Here is a 16,670-nt window from a genome sequence, read left to right on the forward strand (position 1 = left end):
CAAACCACACTCACACACTTATCTTATTGAATTGCAAAATTGAATGGCCTTGCGCAAGGCCTTAAGGGCTTCTATTTTTATAACCAAACTGCCGCCACAGCTAAAGACTATGGCGGGCTGTAAAATGCTACGTACATGCAAAGAACTGCTTATTGGTGTGACCCTTCAGCCAGATCCAGGCTGAGAAAACAGTTATTGGCTTTTGTTGTAACCCTGGCTTTGTTGAGTATGCAAACCATTGCAAAGGGGCAAATCATTAATTTTTCAGGGAAAGAAGTGTCGTTAAGAAAAGTGTTTGCTGAAGTTAAAAAACAAACCGGCTATGTGGTTTTTGGAAATGATGCCTTGTTGAAAGAGACGAAACCCGTTACCATCACTGCTGCTAATATGCCTTTGACAGATTTCCTGGCTAAAATAATGCAGTCCCAACCACTGAATTACCGGATAGATGGGAAGAACATTATTTTTTCGCAAAAGCCGGTGATGCCTCCAAAATATCCCGGCTGGACACGTACGGATACTGTGCCTGGCAAACCGGGCATTGATGTAAGAGGCATTGTAGTGAGTGATGAAGGCAAGCCGGTGCCGGGCGCTACTGTTGTAATAAAGAACGGAGGTTTTGCCCGGCTTACCAATGACAAGGGGAACGTTTCTTTACAAAATGTGTATCCACCATTTACCCTGGTGATCAGTAGCATTGGTTTCGAAGATGAAGAAGTAAAGGTGAGCAGCACTCAAACCGAATTCTTTGCCCGGTTAAAAACCAGAGTGACCGAATTGTCGGGTGTTGAAATAAGAAATGGGATGTTCAGCCGCAAGAAAGAAAACTTTACCGGGGCTGCATCAACCTATACTGGTGAACAGTTAAAGCTGGTGGGTAACAGGAATTTGTTGCAAAGTTTAAAAACGCTCGACCCTTCTTTTGTACAAATTACCAATAATGCCCAGGGTTCTAATCCCAATGCATTGCCTACGTTTGAGGTCCGGGGTAGAACAAGTGTGAATACCACCGATTTGAATAACCAATTCAATAGTGACCCTAACCAGCCCTTATTCATTCTCGATGGTTTTGAAAGCACTTTGCAGGCGATCTATGACCTGGATATGAACCGGGTGGCCTCTGTGACCATTTTGAAAGATGCCGCTTCTACTGCGTTGTATGGCGCTAAAGCCTCGAATGGGGTAGTGGTGGTTGAAACCAAACGGCCGGTGGCCGGTCAGTTGCGAATGCATTATACCAGCGACTTGTCATTAGACATGCCGGATCTGCGCAGCTACAACCTCATGAATGCCGGAGAAAAGCTGGAGTTTGAAAGATTATCAAACGTGTATGTAAAGCCCACCGATCAATGGGCTACCGATCAACAGTACGCCACCCGTATGAAAGCTGTACAATCGGGTATAAACACCTACTGGTTAAGCGAGCCCGTGCACATAGGATACAATAACCGGCATTCCCTGCAATTAAGCGGTGGTAACTCCGATCTGATGTTCAACGGCGGCGCCTCTTACAGTACTCAGAATGGTATTATGAAAGGATCTGTGCGGAGTACCTGGAGCGGTAATATGAACATTACTTACCGTAAAGGTAAACTGAACATTATAGATATGTTGTCTGTTTCGGGCGGTAATGCCATCGCTTCACCCTATGGCTCGTTCAGTGCTTTCGCCACAGCCAGCCCTTATTATAAAAAACGCCTGGGTGATGGTTCTATTCCCAAATACCTCGATACAACAGGGGCGCGATTGTTCAATCCATTATACAATGCTTCTTTGTTCAGTATAAATAAAACACCTAATTTCTCATTCCTGAATAATATCTCGGCCATTTATACCATCAGCAGATCAGTACGTATTCAGGGTGGTTTGCAACTGGCTAAGGGCAATAGTTCGAAGATCTCATTTATTCCACCCGATAATACCCAGTTCGATGGCATAGACCCGCACCAAAAGGGTGCCTATACCAATGCTACAACAGAGTTCAATTCTTACAGCGCCAACCTTATGGTGACCTGGGCCCGGGTAATAGGAAAACATCAGCTGAATGTGAATGGCCGCTCCGAAATACAAAACAATACCAGCCAGTCAACAGGTTTCTCGGCGGTAGGATTTCCCTATGGTACCAATGGCAATCCTTCCTATGCTTTTCAATACACCCCTTTCAGTCGCCCCAGTGCGTCAACACTAAAGAGCCGCAGCGTAGGTTTCTTGGGCAGCGTGAATTATGTGTTTGATAACCGGTTTCTGCTCGACGCTACCTATCGTTTAGATGGCGCCAGCGTTTTTGGTTCTAATAAATTGTTTAAAAATTTCGCATCCGGTGGTATAGGCTGGAATATTCATAAAGAAAGTTTCTTACAGGGTGTTCGTTGGTTAACCTTGTTGAAAGTTAGAGGCGATATTGGTATTACCGGTAACGAAAACCTGGGACAGTTTACATCTGTTTCTACTTTCGCTTTTCAATCAGGCCAGAACAATTTTGGCCAGGGTTTGAATATGTTGTCATTAGGCAATCCCGACCTGGAGTGGCAGAAAACCCGGCAGGAAAGCTATGGAGTTGACTTCGGCGTTGTGGGTGGAAGAATAAGCGGTACGGTTGACTATTTTACCAAACTTACCGATCCCATGGCCATTGGCATTAATGGGGTATTGCCTTCTTCAGTTGGTGTGAATTCCAGCTATGTTATCAATCTCGGACATCTGCAAACAAAAGGGTGGGAATTCAATGTACGCTTTACGCCAGTTCGTGATCTGAAAAAACAGCTCATCTGGACAATAGGGGTTACCGGTAGCGCCTATAAAAGCACCTATGGCGGTTTGGGCAACAGTTTAAATGTGATCAACAATAAATCTGATAGCCTCAATAACAAAGGCGGAACAGCGGCGCTCAATGGATTGAACCGGTATGTTGATGGAAACAGTCCCGACGATATTTGGGCGGTAGTGTCAAGAGGTATTGACCCCGCAACAGGTAATGAGTTGTTCCAGAAAAAAGATGGAACGCTCTCTTATAATTACGATCCCAAAGATGCGGTGCAGGTGGGTAATACCCGGCCGGGTATACAAGGGGTGATCAATACAAGCATCACTTACAAAAACTTTACACTCTCCGCTGCTATCCGATACAGCCAGGGCGGTCATAAGCTGAACAGTGCGGTATACACGAAAGTGGAAAACATCGGCGATCTGCTGGCCAACCAGGATAAACGGGCGTTGTACGATCGCTGGCAAAAACCTGGTGATGTAGCGCAATTCAAGTCCATTATACTTACGGGCAGTACACCCATGTCGTCGCGCTTCATTGAGAAAGATAATTACTTCAATGGCGAATCATTCAGCCTTGCCTATCGCCTTGGGAATGGCTGGATAAGAAAGCTCAGGATGCAGTCACTAAGCATGAGCTTTTTCCTGAACAATATTTTTTGGATGGAGAGTATAAGGACCGAACGCGGAACAGACTATCCTTTTGCCCGTACCGCGGCTTTCAGTTTGAGTGCTTCTTTCTAAATGCGAAAAAATCAACTCACATGAAACAAACACATCAATATATAATCTGGTTGTTGACTATTGTAACCAGTATAACCAGCTGTAAAAAATACCTCACCGTACAACCGGAATCTTCTTTTACCCGCGACCAGGTTTTCGCCAGTGAAAGATCGGCCCAGCAGGCGTTGAATGGGATCTACAATTACCTCGCCGATAATCAGCTATATGGTTCCAACCTCAGTACGCTTACCATTGAATTGTTGGGGCAGCGGTTTAAATCGCCTGCAAGCGGAAGCTCCAACAATTACCAGTTTGTGGCCCAATATAATTATTCCCATGTGCAGGTGCAACCCACATTCGAACAGATATGGCAAAAAGCCTATAGTACAATTGTGTATGTAAATGACTTTATTCCCCAGATGGATAAAATGGCCGAAACCGGTACCCTGACTACCGCCCATGCCCAGCAGATGAAGGGCGAGGCCATTGCCATCCGGGCTATGTTGCATTTTGATATGCTGCGGTTATTCGGCCCTGTGTATGTCAATAACCCAACAGCACCATCCATTCCTTATTATACCCAGGCCAATGGTGCTGCACAACCTTTATTGCCAGCCAGCCAGGTGCTCGATAATGTACTCACAGATCTTACAACTGCAGAGGACCTATTACTGGTAGACCCGGTGATCAGTCGGGGAATTAATAATACCACCGACTTTTACAGTGGTTTCCGTAACCAACGCCTGAACTATTTCGCTGTAAAAGCATTAATGGCGCGTGCGTATCTATGGGGTGGTAACACCGATGCTGCCCGAGATTCAGCGCAAGCCGTATTAGCGAATGGCGAAAAATGGTTCCCCTGGACACCCACTACCGCTATTACCAATGCCGTGGCGCCCGACCGCGTATATTCTTCCGAGATATTGTTCGGCTCCTATAATCAGGAGATGTACAACAATTATATATCCACCTTTAGTTCCACCCTTCAAAGTAACCAGGTGGTAACCATGGACAATACCGGCCTCGACAGGATATTTGAAGCCAATAAGAACGATTACCGCTATGCGTATTGGTATAATGCGAGTGCGAACGGGTTCACTGCCTTCGATAAATTCAAAGACATTGGCGATCAAACCAAGTCATGGCGTTTTGTGCAACCTCTGGTACGTAAAACCGAGCTATATTATATACTGGCCGAAACGGACGTGACGCAGGCAAAGACCCTGCTCGATACAGTAAGATACCACCGCGGATTGCCCGTTCTGGCTGCTACTGCCAACCTACCGGCTGAGATAAAAAAGGAATATCAAAAGGAATTTTGGGGCGAAGGACAGATATTCTATTACTATAAGCGAACCAAAACCGCTACCGTAATGAGCGGCTCGTCAACAGCTAATGTAAGCCCGGTTTATTTAGTGCCTTTGCCATTGTCCGAAACAACTCCCCGTTAATTCAAAAAATAACAGCAATGAATCTATTTAAATATATAGTATGGGGCCTGGTTACAGTAGTGGTGTTGGATGCGTGCAAGAAGGAATCACTGCTTACCTATAATGCATCCGACAACATCTACTTTTATTATAAAAAATCCGGACTGCGATTGGATAGTATCAATTTTACCTTTGCATACAGTCCCAATTCGGTTAGAGATAGCAATGTCATGGTGCCCTTTGCCGTTACGGGCGTACCTGCAAAAGAAGACCGGGAGTTTATCATTACTGTTGACCCGTCCTCTTCCGCCCAGGTTGGGACGCATTTTTTATTACCCGGCAAATTTGTGCTGGGAGCCGGTAAACTGGTCGACAGCTTTCCTGTTAAATTATTACGCACGCCCGATTTGCAGAAAGGAACGATGTTTCTGAAGCTGAACCTGCAACCCAATGGTAAATTTCAAACGAACATACAGATCATTGAAGGCCTCCTGGATTCAATTAATCCATTAACGCTTAAGATAAATGTTACCGACATTCTTGGCCCAGGCTCTTATTGGGCAGGTATTTTTCAGGGCTATTTCGGCATCTTCAGCGTAAAGAAGGTAAATCTGTTGAACCAGGTAACCGGCATGCCGATAGATATTACCATAAATGGCATCTACGACCTGAACCTCGACGCAAAATGCGCTTATTACGCTATTTCCATGAGCCGTTACCTGAAAGACCAGACTGCTGCAGGCCAAACTGTGTACGAAGATGATGGTACCCCGATGGCTATGAGTGCCAATTATCAATAGGCCTGTTTATTTAATTGTTCCAAAAAGCAAACTCATTATGAAGAAAATATTTTTATATAGCATTTTATTTATCCTGGCTGCTGTGGCCGTTACCTCCTGTTACAAGGATACAGGCAATTATGACTACCACGCCATTAACCAGGTAACAATCGGCAATTTTGATACGGTGAAAGGTTATACTGCTTTGTATAAAGACACACTGCGCGTATCGCCACAGATCATTTCATCGGAAGACGTAACAGGAGAAGATGCTTACACCTACGAGTGGAAGTACAGGAAAAGCACCTCTGTATCTACTGCAGATGATTCATTGCTGGCAACTACCAAAAACCTGAAAGTGCTGGTAAATATAGCGCCGGGAAGTTATACTTTGATGTACAAGGTCACCTATAAAAATACCAGGGTAATGGTGCATGTGCGTACAACGCTTACGGTATCAACCGAAGTATTCGAAGGTTTTATGGTGTTGAATGAGGTGAATGGCCAGTCGAGGCTGGATATGCTTTCTTACAATAAGGCCGCCGGCATCTTTACCCAGTTTACCGATGTGTTGAAAAGGCAGAACTCAACCGTGCCCATGAATGGAATACCTTACCAGATACATTGTATGCCTTATGTAGGCGCCAATATTACACCGCAGGGCTATGGTATATTTCTATTGAACAGCGCCGGTACCAATCGCGTAAACCAGGAAACCTTTGCCTGGGCCCCAACTTATAATATCCGTTACCTGATGGCAGGCAATGTGCCGGCAAATTTTATGGCGAAGCGCATTACGGGCCTTAACATTACCACCACCAATTATCTGTATTATATGATTGGACAGGACGACAATGTATATTGTTATTCCACGATTGCGGGCTATGCTTTCCGGTATTCACCATTGAATGTGTATACGCCTTCCGGTACACCTTTTAAAGTGGCTCCCTTTGTTGCCACCAATGGTTCTATAGCAGTTATGTATAATACAGATAAGAGAACATTTGTAACAGCGGCTTCGGCTTCCAGCACGGCTGTTACAGATGTGGCGCCGGCGCTCAATTATCCAACCGGCCTCGATCTGTTATACATGGAATGCATTTATTATACAGAGGCCGGTATAGTTCCCAATACCTACGCCATTCTGAAAGACCCGGCAACACAAAAAATATACCTGTTGAATTTTGTGCTGGCAAAACCACAAACCTATTACGCTGAAATTACCGGTACCGACTTTGATAAAGCCACCTATTATGCTGTTAGCCCCGACCATAACTATGTTTTTTATAGCGTAGGCGGAAAGCTGTATGAGTACGATATATATTTAAAGAGCAGCTTTTTAATGGCCGATTATGGCGCCTCTGCCATTACATATTTGTCATTCCCGCACTTTGCCTCCCGGTTTGGCAAAGCTAATTACGTCGCCTGGTCAAAATCGCTGCTCGTAGGCGTGCTTGATGCAACAGGTACTTCGGGGAATAATGGTACGCTTGACCAGTACAGCATACCCGATGTAAACGGGCAGTTGGTTAAAACCAATTCCTGGACCGGTTTTGGAAAAATTGTAAGTGTAGGCTACAGAGACAGATAATAGTAAATCAAAAAAAGACATATAAGTGAAGAAAATACTCATCCTGTTATCAGGGTTTATTCCTGCAATGGCGCTTGCGCAAAAAGGCGGCCCATTTACTATAAAAGCTAACCTGGGCGCAGATTCTGTTCAAAAGGTAATGTTCGTTCGCTATACGTTGAAGACCGGGCAACACATTGACACCCTACAACCGGTGAACGGCAAACTAACCATAAAAGGTGTGGTAAATGAAGAAAGACAAAGGGACCAATTGATCGTTTATACAGCACACGGAACTCGATCGGTAGTGTTTTACCTGCAACCGGGAAATATAACGATCGATTATTCGGCGGAGAAAAACACCTATACATTGGGCGGTACGACATTCAATATTAGCCTGAACCGGTATAATACTATGTTTCGCCATTTGATCGACAGCTTAAGCGCGGGAAAACAGGTAGCTGCGAATTTTCAATTCTCGAAGGAAGTACAGCAGCATAAATTCCTGGTAATTAAACAATTTGTGCTCGCGAACCCTCAAAGCCCGGTTAGTATAGATGTACTGGATGACTTTGCCATAAGAAGTAAAGAAGCCGATATGGTGCAGGCGGTGTATGATAAATTAAGCCCCATCCTCAAAAACTCTCCCAGTGGCATTCAGTTGGCCGATCGCATCAAAGGCATGCGCGCGGTTGGCGTAGGCGATATGGCACCGCAATTCACCATTCCCGATACAGTAGGAAAAGAGGTCTCTCTCTCTGATTTCAAAGGCAAATATGTGCTGGTCGATTTCTGGGCCACCTGGTGTGGTCCCTGCGTTGCCGAAATTCCCAACCTCATTAAAGCACATGATAAATATAAAAGCAAAAACTTCGACATCATAAGTATTTCACTCGATCGTCCGGACTCCAAAGAAAAATGGTTGAATAAGATCAGGGAAACTAAAATGGACTGGACACAGGTGTCGGAGTTGAAATGGTGGAATGGAAAATCGGCTCTGTTGTACAACATAAATTCAGTGCCTGCCAATTTCCTGATTGATCCAAAGGGAAATATCATTGCAGTGAACCTGCGTGGTGAAATGCTGGAGAAAAAGCTCGCTGAAATATTATAAGAACAATTAATTTAAACAATCATGAACAAACCCATAATTGTAGCGATGATGGGTCTGCTTCCTTTTATTACAAAGGCGCAGACCCAAAAATTCAGCATCGACGGAAAGATCGATGCAGATACTGCCGTAACAGGAAAAATATACCTGGCGTATAATGATAATGGCCAGGAGATGCGCGATAGTGCCAATCTGGTAAACAACACCTGGCATTTGCAGGGTGTTATGCAGGATGGCGCCATACGGGCAAGTGTTTCATTGGAAGATCGAACAAAAGAACTTCGCCGTGGCAGAATGAAAGGGTTCGTTCAGTTTTATGCAGGGCCTGAGAAAGTAACGGTATCTACTAATGCACAATTCTCAAAATCAATGATCACGGGCTCGCCATTACAGGAAGAGGCTAATAATTTTGAAAGTTTACGCAGGAAAAATGAGCAGGCCGATAGTGAGGTAGTAACCGGCTTTATAAAAACACATCCCAACTCGTGGCTCAGTGTGCTGTTGCTGGAGGAAAGAATGATCAGGTTTCGGGATATCAGTAGCGATAAAGTAGCTGCCCTGTATAATGGATTGAGTCCGCAATTGAAAAAATATGCCAGGGTAAAGTCGTTAAAGGCATTGAACGATGGCCGCCGTACGGCCATTGTAGGGCTGTCTGCTCCTGCATTTTCAGAAAAAGACGCGAATGGTAAAGCCATAAAGCTGGCAGATTATCGCGGTAAATATGTGTTGGTTGATTTCTGGGCCAGCTGGTGCCATCCGTGCCGTGCCGAGAACCCCAATGTAACAGCCGCGTTTCATCAATTTAAAGACAAAGGCCTTAATATTTTGAGTATTTCGCTTGATGCTGATCGCCAACGCTGGCTCGATGCCGTAACGCACGATAAACTCGAATGGCTACAGGTTTCCAACCTTAAAGGATTCGATGATGAAGTGGCGGTTAAATACGGCGTGCATGCCATACCCTCCAACTTCCTGATAGATCCAAATGGGAAGATCATAGCCATGAATCTACAAGGACCAAGGTTGCAGGAAAAGCTCGCTGAAGTATTGCCATAAAAAACAGATTTACTCATGTGCACGTGATATCAACGGAGGAAGTGTCTACTTCTTCTACGAATCACTTAGTTTCATCAAGCTTTTATTAAATTCATCCCTTTTTTACCGGTTTTATCACATTTACTACAGTCATGTCGAAGTATGCTTTAATCTTGTTGAAAATTATCCGGCATGAAAATAAGGTGGCGCGAACATGAGATAATCTTTATTACCCTCTTGGTTATTATTCAGGTGATCATTTACCTGAAACAACTTTATGAAGCCTCGGTGGGAATGACCGTGGTCAGTTATGCGAAGGAGTTTGAAGAAGCAGGCGGAAAATTTATTTACTGGAAGCAAGTATTTGCACCACAACTAATGGAGGTATTGTTATTGTTTGCAGCCTACCTGGCTATAAACCTGGTGATACTTCCCCTGATAAAGAAGATTTCCTTCAACGACGTAGAGCGGATTTTTTCAAAGAACATACTATGGGCTGCCCTCGCTGTTATTTGTACTTGTTACCTGCTGGCAGCGGGCATGAACCTCGTTGCATATTTGAGCAGACAACATTTGTATACCTATTGGGGGCACCGGTATGTATTCTGGTTAAAGTATAATAATTTCCAGCCACTTACAAACGTATTCAATGGGGTGGGCGCCATTGCCGGCATGGTGCTGCGGGTTATTGCATTGGCGGGGGTGCGTGAATTTATCTGCTGGCTGATTGTCCGGCCCTGGGGCCGCCGGGAATTCAGGGTGCTGATAACAAATAATATTACACCGCTGTTCTTTATTTACCTGCTGGTATTGATTGTACTCAATCCCCTGCACCAGGATTTTCTACTGTATTTTGGCTGCGTTACCCCGGTCTTCCTTGTGTATCTGTTTACTACTTTCTGGATTTTTCCATTTAAAGGAGATGCGTCGTTTCTTCAGGCGCCGGTGCTTAAAAGGATCCTGCTCGTTACTTTCTTGTGCTCCATACTTTCCAAGGTTTGCTTTCACCACGATAAGGCAATGCTTTTTTACTCCTTGTATTGGGCATTTCTTTTATTTGGGGTGGTGCCGCTCAGCTGGCTTTTATATCAACAACGGAAAAAACAGATCCTGCAATTACGGGGAATGGAAACGGCCTTGGCCCAATCGGATGCGAACCTTCAACTGCTGCGTTCGCAAATAAACCCACATTTCCTGTTCAATGCCCTGAATACTTTATATGCGACTGCATTGCAACACGATTCGGAGAAAACGGCGGAAGGCATTCAGCAGCTGGGCGATATGATGCGGTTTATGCTGGATGACAATACAAAAGCGTTCATCCCAATGGAAAAGGAGATCGATTACCTTAAAAATTATATCAGCCTGCAAAAGCTTCGGATCTTATCTTCATCGGACATTGCTATAGAGGATAACCTGGATGAGGTGCGTTGTCATCACCTGGTGGCGCCGATGCTCTTTATTCCTTTTGTAGAAAATGCGTTCAAACATGGGATCAGTGGGAAAGAATTGTCGTGGGTCGTTTTAAAAATGGAGTGCAGCGAAAAAGACATCCTGTTTGAAGTAAGGAACAGCATTCACCGCCGGGTTGATATGGAAGCGGGGAGAACGGGGATTGGATTGCAGAATGTGAAGGGCCGGTTGAACCTGCTGTACCCACATCAACACGAACTGTTGATCGAAGAAAAAGACGGGGAATTCATTATCCGGTTACATATCACCATAACAAACAGAAACCATGTTGCAAGCGATCGTAATAGATGATGAACCCAAAGCTTTGGAGGTAATACGGGAATTGACCCGCAAAGTAACTTTCATTGAAGTGACCGGTTATTTCACCGACGCGTTTGAAGCGCTGGGATATATGCAACAAAATGCGGTACAGCTTGTCTTTTTGGATATCAATATGCCGGATATGTCTGGTATTCAGTTGGTGAAAACCATGCCAGATCCGCCGATGATCGTTTTTACGACTGCCTATAGCGAATATGCGGTGGAAGGGTTTGAGCTGAATGCGATCGATTACCTGCTGAAGCCCTTTTCACTGGCCCGTTTTCTGATGGCCTGTAATAAAGCGTATGAACAATATCAGTTAAGGCAAAAGACACCCGCAGCACTGCCTGCGATCTTTATTAAGAGTGGTTATGAACAGGTACGGGTAGAACTTGAAAGTGTGCTGTATGCCGAAAGCAGCGGCAATTATGTACAGTTTGTAACGCCGCACCAAAAGATCGCCTCGCGACTTACGATGGGGGAAGCAGAGGCACTGTTGCCGGTCAGGCATTTTATTCGAATACATCGCTCCTATATAGTTTCATTGAAACACCTCCACAAAATTGACAGGAAGACGGTCTGGATTGGTAACGCTGAACTACCAATTGGGCCGGCCTACCTGTCAGACCTTGACAAGGAAATAAAATAACATGAAAAAGTTGGTTCTTTTTTTGTTGACCCTCGGGTCAACGGGGAATATTAATGCCCAGTCGAAACAGCTGGATGAACTGGTTAGCGCACATGCGAAGTTGAACCGGTTCAACGGTACTGTATTGGTTTCACGTGGCAACGCTATTGTTTATGAAAAGGCGTTTGGAATAAAGAACGCTGCAAAGGGAACAAATAATGATATTAATACGCTTTTCAGGATCTATTCTGTTACCAAGACATTTACGGCTACGGTTATATTTAAGTTGATAGAAGAAAAGAAATTGTCGCTCGATGACCGGTTAAGCAAATTCTATCCATCCTTTCCAAAGGGCGACAGCATAACCATTCAACACTTGCTTATGCATAAATCCGGCATTTATAATTACACGAAAGGCAATGACATGAAGGACCAGTCGGAAGCCACCTTTATCCGTTTTCTTTCGGCTAAACCCCTGGAGTTTCCGCCCGGAAAAGGCTGGGATTATAGCAATTCAGGTTATTGGTTGCTGGGGTATATCATTCAAAAGGTGACTGGCATTGCTTATGAGGAAGCTGTTAAACGTTATATCTTCCAACCCTGCAAAATGCACCACAGCGGTTTTGATTTCAAAACACTCAAGGATAAAAATAAATCGACCGGCTATGAAGTGTTTACTGCCAGTACAAAAAAGGAGGCGCAGGATATTGATCCGCCGGGCCCTTATGCTGCAGGTGCCATCTACTCAACAGTAGATGATCTTTATCGCTATTACAAAGCTCAACAGGCATTTAAATTGATCAGCCGGCAGTCATTATACCAGGCCTAGACACCCGACACTATTAACACACATTACGGTTTTGGCTGGCAGATAGGCAACATAGAGGGTAAAAAAGCCATTTCTCATGGTGGGGGCGGACCGGGATTTACCAGCAATTTTTTCTTTATCCCGCAAGACAGTATTTGCATAATTCTCTTAAGCAATGATGAGAACTCGATCCTGGATGTATTAAACAATGCCATCTGTAAATTGCTTTACGGGAAACCGTATAAACTTCCAATTGATGTACCGGTGGATAGTCTTCTGCTAAAAAAATACGTGGGCCATTATGTGTTTACGCCTACCTTTTCTATGGATATTACTGTTGAAGAAGGTAAACTGGTTGCCCAGCCTGTAGGACAGCCAAAGACAGTAATGCTGGCAGAAAAAGACAATTATTTCTGTGCGCTTGAAAAGGATGCCTGCCTGGAGTTTTTAATAAACGAAACAGGGAGCTGTAACGAAGCAGTACTGCATCAGGGCAGTAGTGAACATCATGGGAAGCGGCAATGAGCCGCTTCCCATGGATTCAAATTATATTACGATTGGGTCTTCATGTTTTTCCATCAGGGTTTTAACAAACTGGTTGTAATCATCGCGCATGGGCAATTCAAAGTCTGTATATAATTCACGTTTGTCAACCAACACTGTTTGGTTGGTTTTAGGGTTGAACCCTTCCTTTTTAACGTCTTTCCAATAAACCCCTATCCCTCTTTTTTGCCAGTTGGGCAATTCATTAAAGTTGATGCCATATTGATATAGTAGTTCATTCTTGGCTGCAATACTAAGCCCTTCTATTTTGGAAGTTGCTTCGCCCTGGGAAAGATTATCTTTTCTTAGACGCCAGTAACAATGTGCATTCAGGGCATTTCTGTGCGCGTCTTCATTCCGCCATCTGAAATAGTCCTGCACCAGTTGTTTATTTGGTAGTTCTGAAAGCCTGCAATCAAAAGCCCCTACGTCTCCGAGTAAGGAAGAGAATTTTGCGCTTGCCTCCCCGGCCAGGATGGAAATAAACTTTCTGGTTTTCCTGCCAAACGCTGTTTCATTATGGTTGAACAAAAGGGAAATTTCGTCGCTTTCCGTATAGCCATAGATTACATTGAAACCACAATTCATCAGGTGTTTTACAGTTTCAACCATCAGGTCGCGAAATCTTTCATCAAAAGGGGCGTTGAATTTGTGCACCTCTTTGGTGAGTTTGGTAAAACTGCGGCCGTCAATTCTTGCAACGATATACATATTGGGCAAAACACAGCGGTCGTGCGAGGTTTCGTATACCCGCATTTTAAGGTCTAAGTCATCAAATTTCATTTGTCCATTCTTTTATAATAAAATTGTTATTATCTATTTCAACATAATACAATTCGTCAAACCCTTCTTCCCAGCCTGGCATTTCCAATTTGCTGAAGGTGCCTTTGATCCCTATTTCAGGGATGTTCTCTTTTCCCATTCTTTGGCTGTTTCTAGTAAGCGCCTCAGTTAGTTTGGATTGAAAGTAATAACCAATTACCTTAAACTTGTTTTCTTTTGCAACAGCGATATATCTGGCTCTTGCTTCCCTGGTTGGATTGGTATTATCTACTACAAATGCCTGCTGGGTAAGGAGGCAGGTTTCAATGAATTTTTGTTCTTTATTTCTGGTATTAAGTTGATCAAGAGAAATGCGAATATGGGTTTTAAAGAACTTCTCCTTAAAAAAAGTAGTCTTCCCGGTAGCCTGGATCCCGCAAAATATTATTGTTTCCATTCGAGTATCATATATTAGAAGGGCAGGTAAAATACAATTTTTCTATAAACCTGGCTATAAAAAAAGGGCTGTTCCATTGTGAACGACCCTTTTAATACTTATTCTTTATTAAGATTAGTGGGTTCTAATACCCATTCGGCGCAATGAACTTCGTTTGATTAGGCGGGTTTTTGAATCTAGTCCAGATCTTGTAAATCAAATAACAAGCGATCAACGCGCCTACTGCAAGTACGCCTTTGTCGCCCAGTAACCCTACCAGCGCGTTAAAGGCTCTTGTTTTTCTATTGCCTGAATCTTCCAGTGTTCCATTGGCAATGCCAACAGCCTGATAGTAAGCAAAAATGGTAAGTCCTATGGTTAACAACAGTCCCAGCAGGTAATTGCCAACCGCTTTAATGGGCGTCATGGTTGCTGCTGTTCTTTTGAAATAACGTTCTTTTTCAAGGTAGTTGAAGAAGACCTCATAATCGCTTTCGTTGGCAAAGGAAAATTCGCAGCTGCTGGTGATGCCGCCAATGCCTTTGTATTTTATGGCAATGGTTTTGTCGTTGTCTTCTTTTTGAATTGATTTAATGGAATCGTATTTGATCTCCACTTTGGTAGCTAAAGACAGCTTTTTACCAAAGGATGCGAGAAACTCATCCACACTGGTAAAATTGGAACTGGAGAATTTTAAGGAATCTGCATCGGCAACAAAGGATGCAATTTTGTTTCCGCTTACGGAGAAGACCTGGTTAAGCATAAGGGGGAATGTGTTTATTACAAATATGCAAAAAATACAATGGGCTTAAAAGCGGTTGGGGAAAAATAATACAGGCTTTATGTATGCCTGTGATAAAAGCGTACGAAGATTGTATCGAAAACGGACAAATAGCGTTGGTGTGTATACGTCAAATTATTGATAGTCATGGGGTAATTAACAAGGTAGGAAGCAAGAATTAGGAAATAAGAAGCAGGAGGTACGAGGTTCGGGAATTTCATACCTCCTATTTCTTACTTCCTACTTTTTACTTCAAACAATTACAGGCCAGCCACATTAAAGTGGGTATAGGAAGTAAAGCCCAGGAATGTTCTGTCGTTAGGCCATCCCAATGGGTCTTGCAATTCCCGTAAGCTTTTCAGGTTAGCAGTTTTATAATAATTATAAGCTACTTCGGTACCAGGGAATACCGGGCTGCTGGTAGAGCAGGTGTTGCAACCGGTTTCTCTGTTATACGCCTTGCGCATATAATCGTATCCTTTGCTTAACAGGTTAGAATTGTACGTGAACAAAGAGTTGTCACCCTGAATTCTTGCCAGTTCTGCAGCGTAAGCAAAAGCAGTCAAAGAGTACTGATAGTGAACGCAGTCATTACGGTCGCAATATTCAGGAATGGTGCCATCGGCTTTGATGATGATGGGCAAATGGGCCTGAATGATATTGTAACCGTTTTGGTATACAGAGGCATTGTCCAGGAAAATGCCGATACACATCCGGGCATAACCGGCAGAGGCATTCCAGTTGTTGTTGTAGGCCGGCGTATTGACGATATAGCTGTTTTTTACCAGATCAATATAGGCCTTGAACTGGTTGATATCTGCATCGCTCCAGCCGGAAGCTTTGCCGAATGCCTTATAATAACGCAGTATCTCAGCGGCAGCTACAAAGCTGGGGGTTGTCCAGGAAGCTTCCAGTGAAGGTTGCAACGCATTGGAGCCGGAGAGAACCGCATAATTTTTAAAGGTATATGACCAACCATTCAGGATGGCGATAGCCTGCTGGGCATAGGTCATGGTACCGGTTTTGGCCCAGCGCAATGCCAGCGCATACGCTAAGATGGCATCTTTTCTGATCTGGCTTTTTGATTCGGTAGTGGCGCCATTGGAGCCTACCGTTACAGTAGCAAAGAACTTGGTTGGTAAGGCGTTCTGGTTAATATAATCCAGTACCTTGTTGTAGGCAGCGAGGCGAACGGGATCGCCGCCATTTACTTCGGCGCCTACCTGATCGAGGCTTGCCTGCGTGTTTAAAATACTGGGATGTACAAACGTAGTAATGGCTGCTGCTGCCATGTTAACCGTAGTTTCCTCCTGGGCAGATGGGGATTGTACTTGCGCGCTTTCATCCTGCTTCTTACACTTTAACAGCAATGTTGACAAGGCCAGTAATGCAATACCGGCAAACAGGTTTTTCCCGATTTTTCTCATGTTGGGTAAAAATTTTAATGTAACAGAATTTGTTAGTTGAAGAAGGTGCGGGGGGATGTGCAAAAGTACTGCCACATTTTAAATGTTTAATTGACCCG

13 protein-coding genes and 1 pseudogene are annotated in these 16,670 nt (G+C 44.0%); 10 read left to right on the forward strand and 4 right to left on the reverse strand.

Annotated features, from left to right (window positions below; genetic code table 11):
- Positions 1-135 precede the first annotated feature (135 nt).
- The 10 genes and pseudogenes from BMX95_RS08125 (at position 136) to BMX95_RS34455 (ending at position 13,148) form a co-directional block, all read left to right on the forward strand.
- Positions 136-3,507, forward strand: coding sequence for a SusC/RagA family TonB-linked outer membrane protein (locus tag BMX95_RS08125; RefSeq protein ID WP_081201678.1), 3,372 nt, complete (start codon positions 136-138; stop codon positions 3,505-3,507).
- 20 nt (positions 3,508-3,527) lie between these two features.
- Positions 3,528-4,937: a RagB/SusD family nutrient uptake outer membrane protein gene (locus BMX95_RS08130; protein WP_081201679.1), complete on the forward strand. Its 1,410-nt coding sequence runs from the start codon at positions 3,528-3,530 to the stop codon at positions 4,935-4,937.
- 17 nt (positions 4,938-4,954) lie between these two features.
- Positions 4,955-5,716 (forward strand): DUF4843 domain-containing protein, encoded by a 762-nt coding sequence (locus BMX95_RS08135; RefSeq protein WP_081201680.1) that lies wholly within the window; start codon positions 4,955-4,957, stop codon positions 5,714-5,716.
- Positions 5,717-5,753: 37 nt separating this feature from the next.
- Positions 5,754-7,286 carry a PKD-like family lipoprotein gene (locus BMX95_RS08140; RefSeq protein ID WP_081201681.1) on the forward strand — a complete coding sequence of 511 codons (1,533 nt, stop codon included), beginning with the start codon at positions 5,754-5,756 and terminating at the stop codon, positions 7,284-7,286.
- Between the two features lie 25 nt (positions 7,287-7,311).
- Positions 7,312-8,379 carry a TlpA disulfide reductase family protein gene (locus BMX95_RS08145; protein ID WP_081201682.1) on the forward strand — a complete coding sequence of 356 codons (1,068 nt, stop codon included), beginning with the start codon at positions 7,312-7,314 and terminating at the stop codon, positions 8,377-8,379.
- Between the two features lie 21 nt (positions 8,380-8,400).
- Positions 8,401-9,435 carry a TlpA disulfide reductase family protein gene (locus BMX95_RS08150; RefSeq protein ID WP_081201683.1) on the forward strand — a complete coding sequence of 345 codons (1,035 nt, stop codon included), beginning with the start codon at positions 8,401-8,403 and terminating at the stop codon, positions 9,433-9,435.
- Positions 9,436-9,606: 171 nt separating this feature from the next.
- Entirely contained in the window at positions 9,607-11,178 is a 1,572-nt protein-coding gene (locus BMX95_RS08155) for a sensor histidine kinase (RefSeq protein WP_081201684.1), read from the forward strand.
- Complete coding sequence (locus tag BMX95_RS08160; protein WP_242673161.1) at positions 11,153-11,836, forward strand: LytR/AlgR family response regulator transcription factor; 684 nt, start codon at positions 11,153-11,155, stop codon at positions 11,834-11,836. The genes BMX95_RS08155 and BMX95_RS08160 overlap by 26 nt, the downstream gene beginning before the upstream one ends.
- A gap of 1 nt (position 11,837) precedes the next feature.
- Positions 11,838-12,803: pseudogene (locus tag BMX95_RS08165) on the forward strand (serine hydrolase domain-containing protein); the annotation flags it as partial.
- An 84-nt stretch (positions 12,804-12,887) separates the two neighbouring features.
- Positions 12,888-13,148 (forward strand): DUF3471 domain-containing protein, encoded by a 261-nt coding sequence (locus BMX95_RS34455; protein ID WP_133053962.1) that lies wholly within the window; start codon positions 12,888-12,890, stop codon positions 13,146-13,148.
- 21 nt (positions 13,149-13,169) lie between these two features.
- Here BMX95_RS34455 and BMX95_RS08175 read toward each other — a convergent pair whose 3' ends face one another.
- The 4 genes from BMX95_RS08175 to BMX95_RS08190 all read right to left on the reverse strand — a co-directional run bounded on the left by BMX95_RS08175 (position 13,170) and on the right by BMX95_RS08190 (position 16,572).
- Complete coding sequence (locus tag BMX95_RS08175) at positions 13,170-13,949, reverse strand: tRNA(His) guanylyltransferase Thg1 family protein (RefSeq protein WP_081201694.1); 780 nt, start codon at positions 13,947-13,949, stop codon at positions 13,170-13,172.
- Positions 13,939-14,385, reverse strand: coding sequence for an AAA family ATPase (locus BMX95_RS08180; protein WP_081201696.1), 447 nt, complete (start codon positions 14,383-14,385; stop codon positions 13,939-13,941). The genes BMX95_RS08175 and BMX95_RS08180 overlap by 11 nt, the downstream gene beginning before the upstream one ends.
- 124 nt (positions 14,386-14,509) lie before the next feature.
- Positions 14,510-15,127: a hypothetical protein gene (locus BMX95_RS08185; RefSeq protein WP_081201698.1), complete on the reverse strand. Its 618-nt coding sequence runs from the start codon at positions 15,125-15,127 to the stop codon at positions 14,510-14,512.
- Between the two features lie 278 nt (positions 15,128-15,405).
- Positions 15,406-16,572: an alginate lyase family protein gene (locus tag BMX95_RS08190; protein ID WP_081201702.1), complete on the reverse strand. Its 1,167-nt coding sequence runs from the start codon at positions 16,570-16,572 to the stop codon at positions 15,406-15,408.
- Positions 16,573-16,670 lie beyond the last annotated feature (98 nt).

It is taken from the genome of Niastella yeongjuensis, from assembly GCF_900110245.1.
In the GTDB taxonomy this organism is placed as follows: Bacteria; Bacteroidota; Bacteroidia; order Chitinophagales; family Chitinophagaceae; genus Niastella; species Niastella yeongjuensis.

Bases quoted from the DNA above. Each gene is read 5' to 3' on its own strand.
- BMX95_RS08180 (WP_081201696.1), bottom strand. From the start codon at position 14,385: ATGGAAACAATAATATTTTGCGGGATCCAGGCTACCGGGAAGACTACT.
- BMX95_RS08175 (WP_081201694.1), bottom strand. From the start codon at position 13,949: ATGAAATTTGATGACTTAGACCTTAAAATGCGGGTATACGAAACCTCG.
- BMX95_RS08135 (WP_081201680.1), top strand. From the start codon at position 4,955: ATGAATCTATTTAAATATATAGTATGGGGCCTGGTTACAGTAGTGGTG.
- BMX95_RS08140 (WP_081201681.1), top strand. From the start codon at position 5,754: ATGAAGAAAATATTTTTATATAGCATTTTATTTATCCTGGCTGCTGTG.
- BMX95_RS08190 (WP_081201702.1), bottom strand. From the start codon at position 16,572: ATGAGAAAAATCGGGAAAAACCTGTTTGCCGGTATTGCATTACTGGCC.
- BMX95_RS08160 (WP_242673161.1), top strand. From the start codon at position 11,153: ATGTTGCAAGCGATCGTAATAGATGATGAACCCAAAGCTTTGGAGGTA.
- BMX95_RS08185 (WP_081201698.1), bottom strand. From the start codon at position 15,127: ATGCTTAACCAGGTCTTCTCCGTAAGCGGAAACAAAATTGCATCCTTT.
- BMX95_RS08130 (WP_081201679.1), top strand. From the start codon at position 3,528: ATGAAACAAACACATCAATATATAATCTGGTTGTTGACTATTGTAACC.
- BMX95_RS08125 (WP_081201678.1), top strand. From the start codon at position 136: ATGCAAAGAACTGCTTATTGGTGTGACCCTTCAGCCAGATCCAGGCTG.
- BMX95_RS08155 (WP_081201684.1), top strand. From the start codon at position 9,607: ATGAAAATAAGGTGGCGCGAACATGAGATAATCTTTATTACCCTCTTG.
- BMX95_RS08150 (WP_081201683.1), top strand. From the start codon at position 8,401: ATGAACAAACCCATAATTGTAGCGATGATGGGTCTGCTTCCTTTTATT.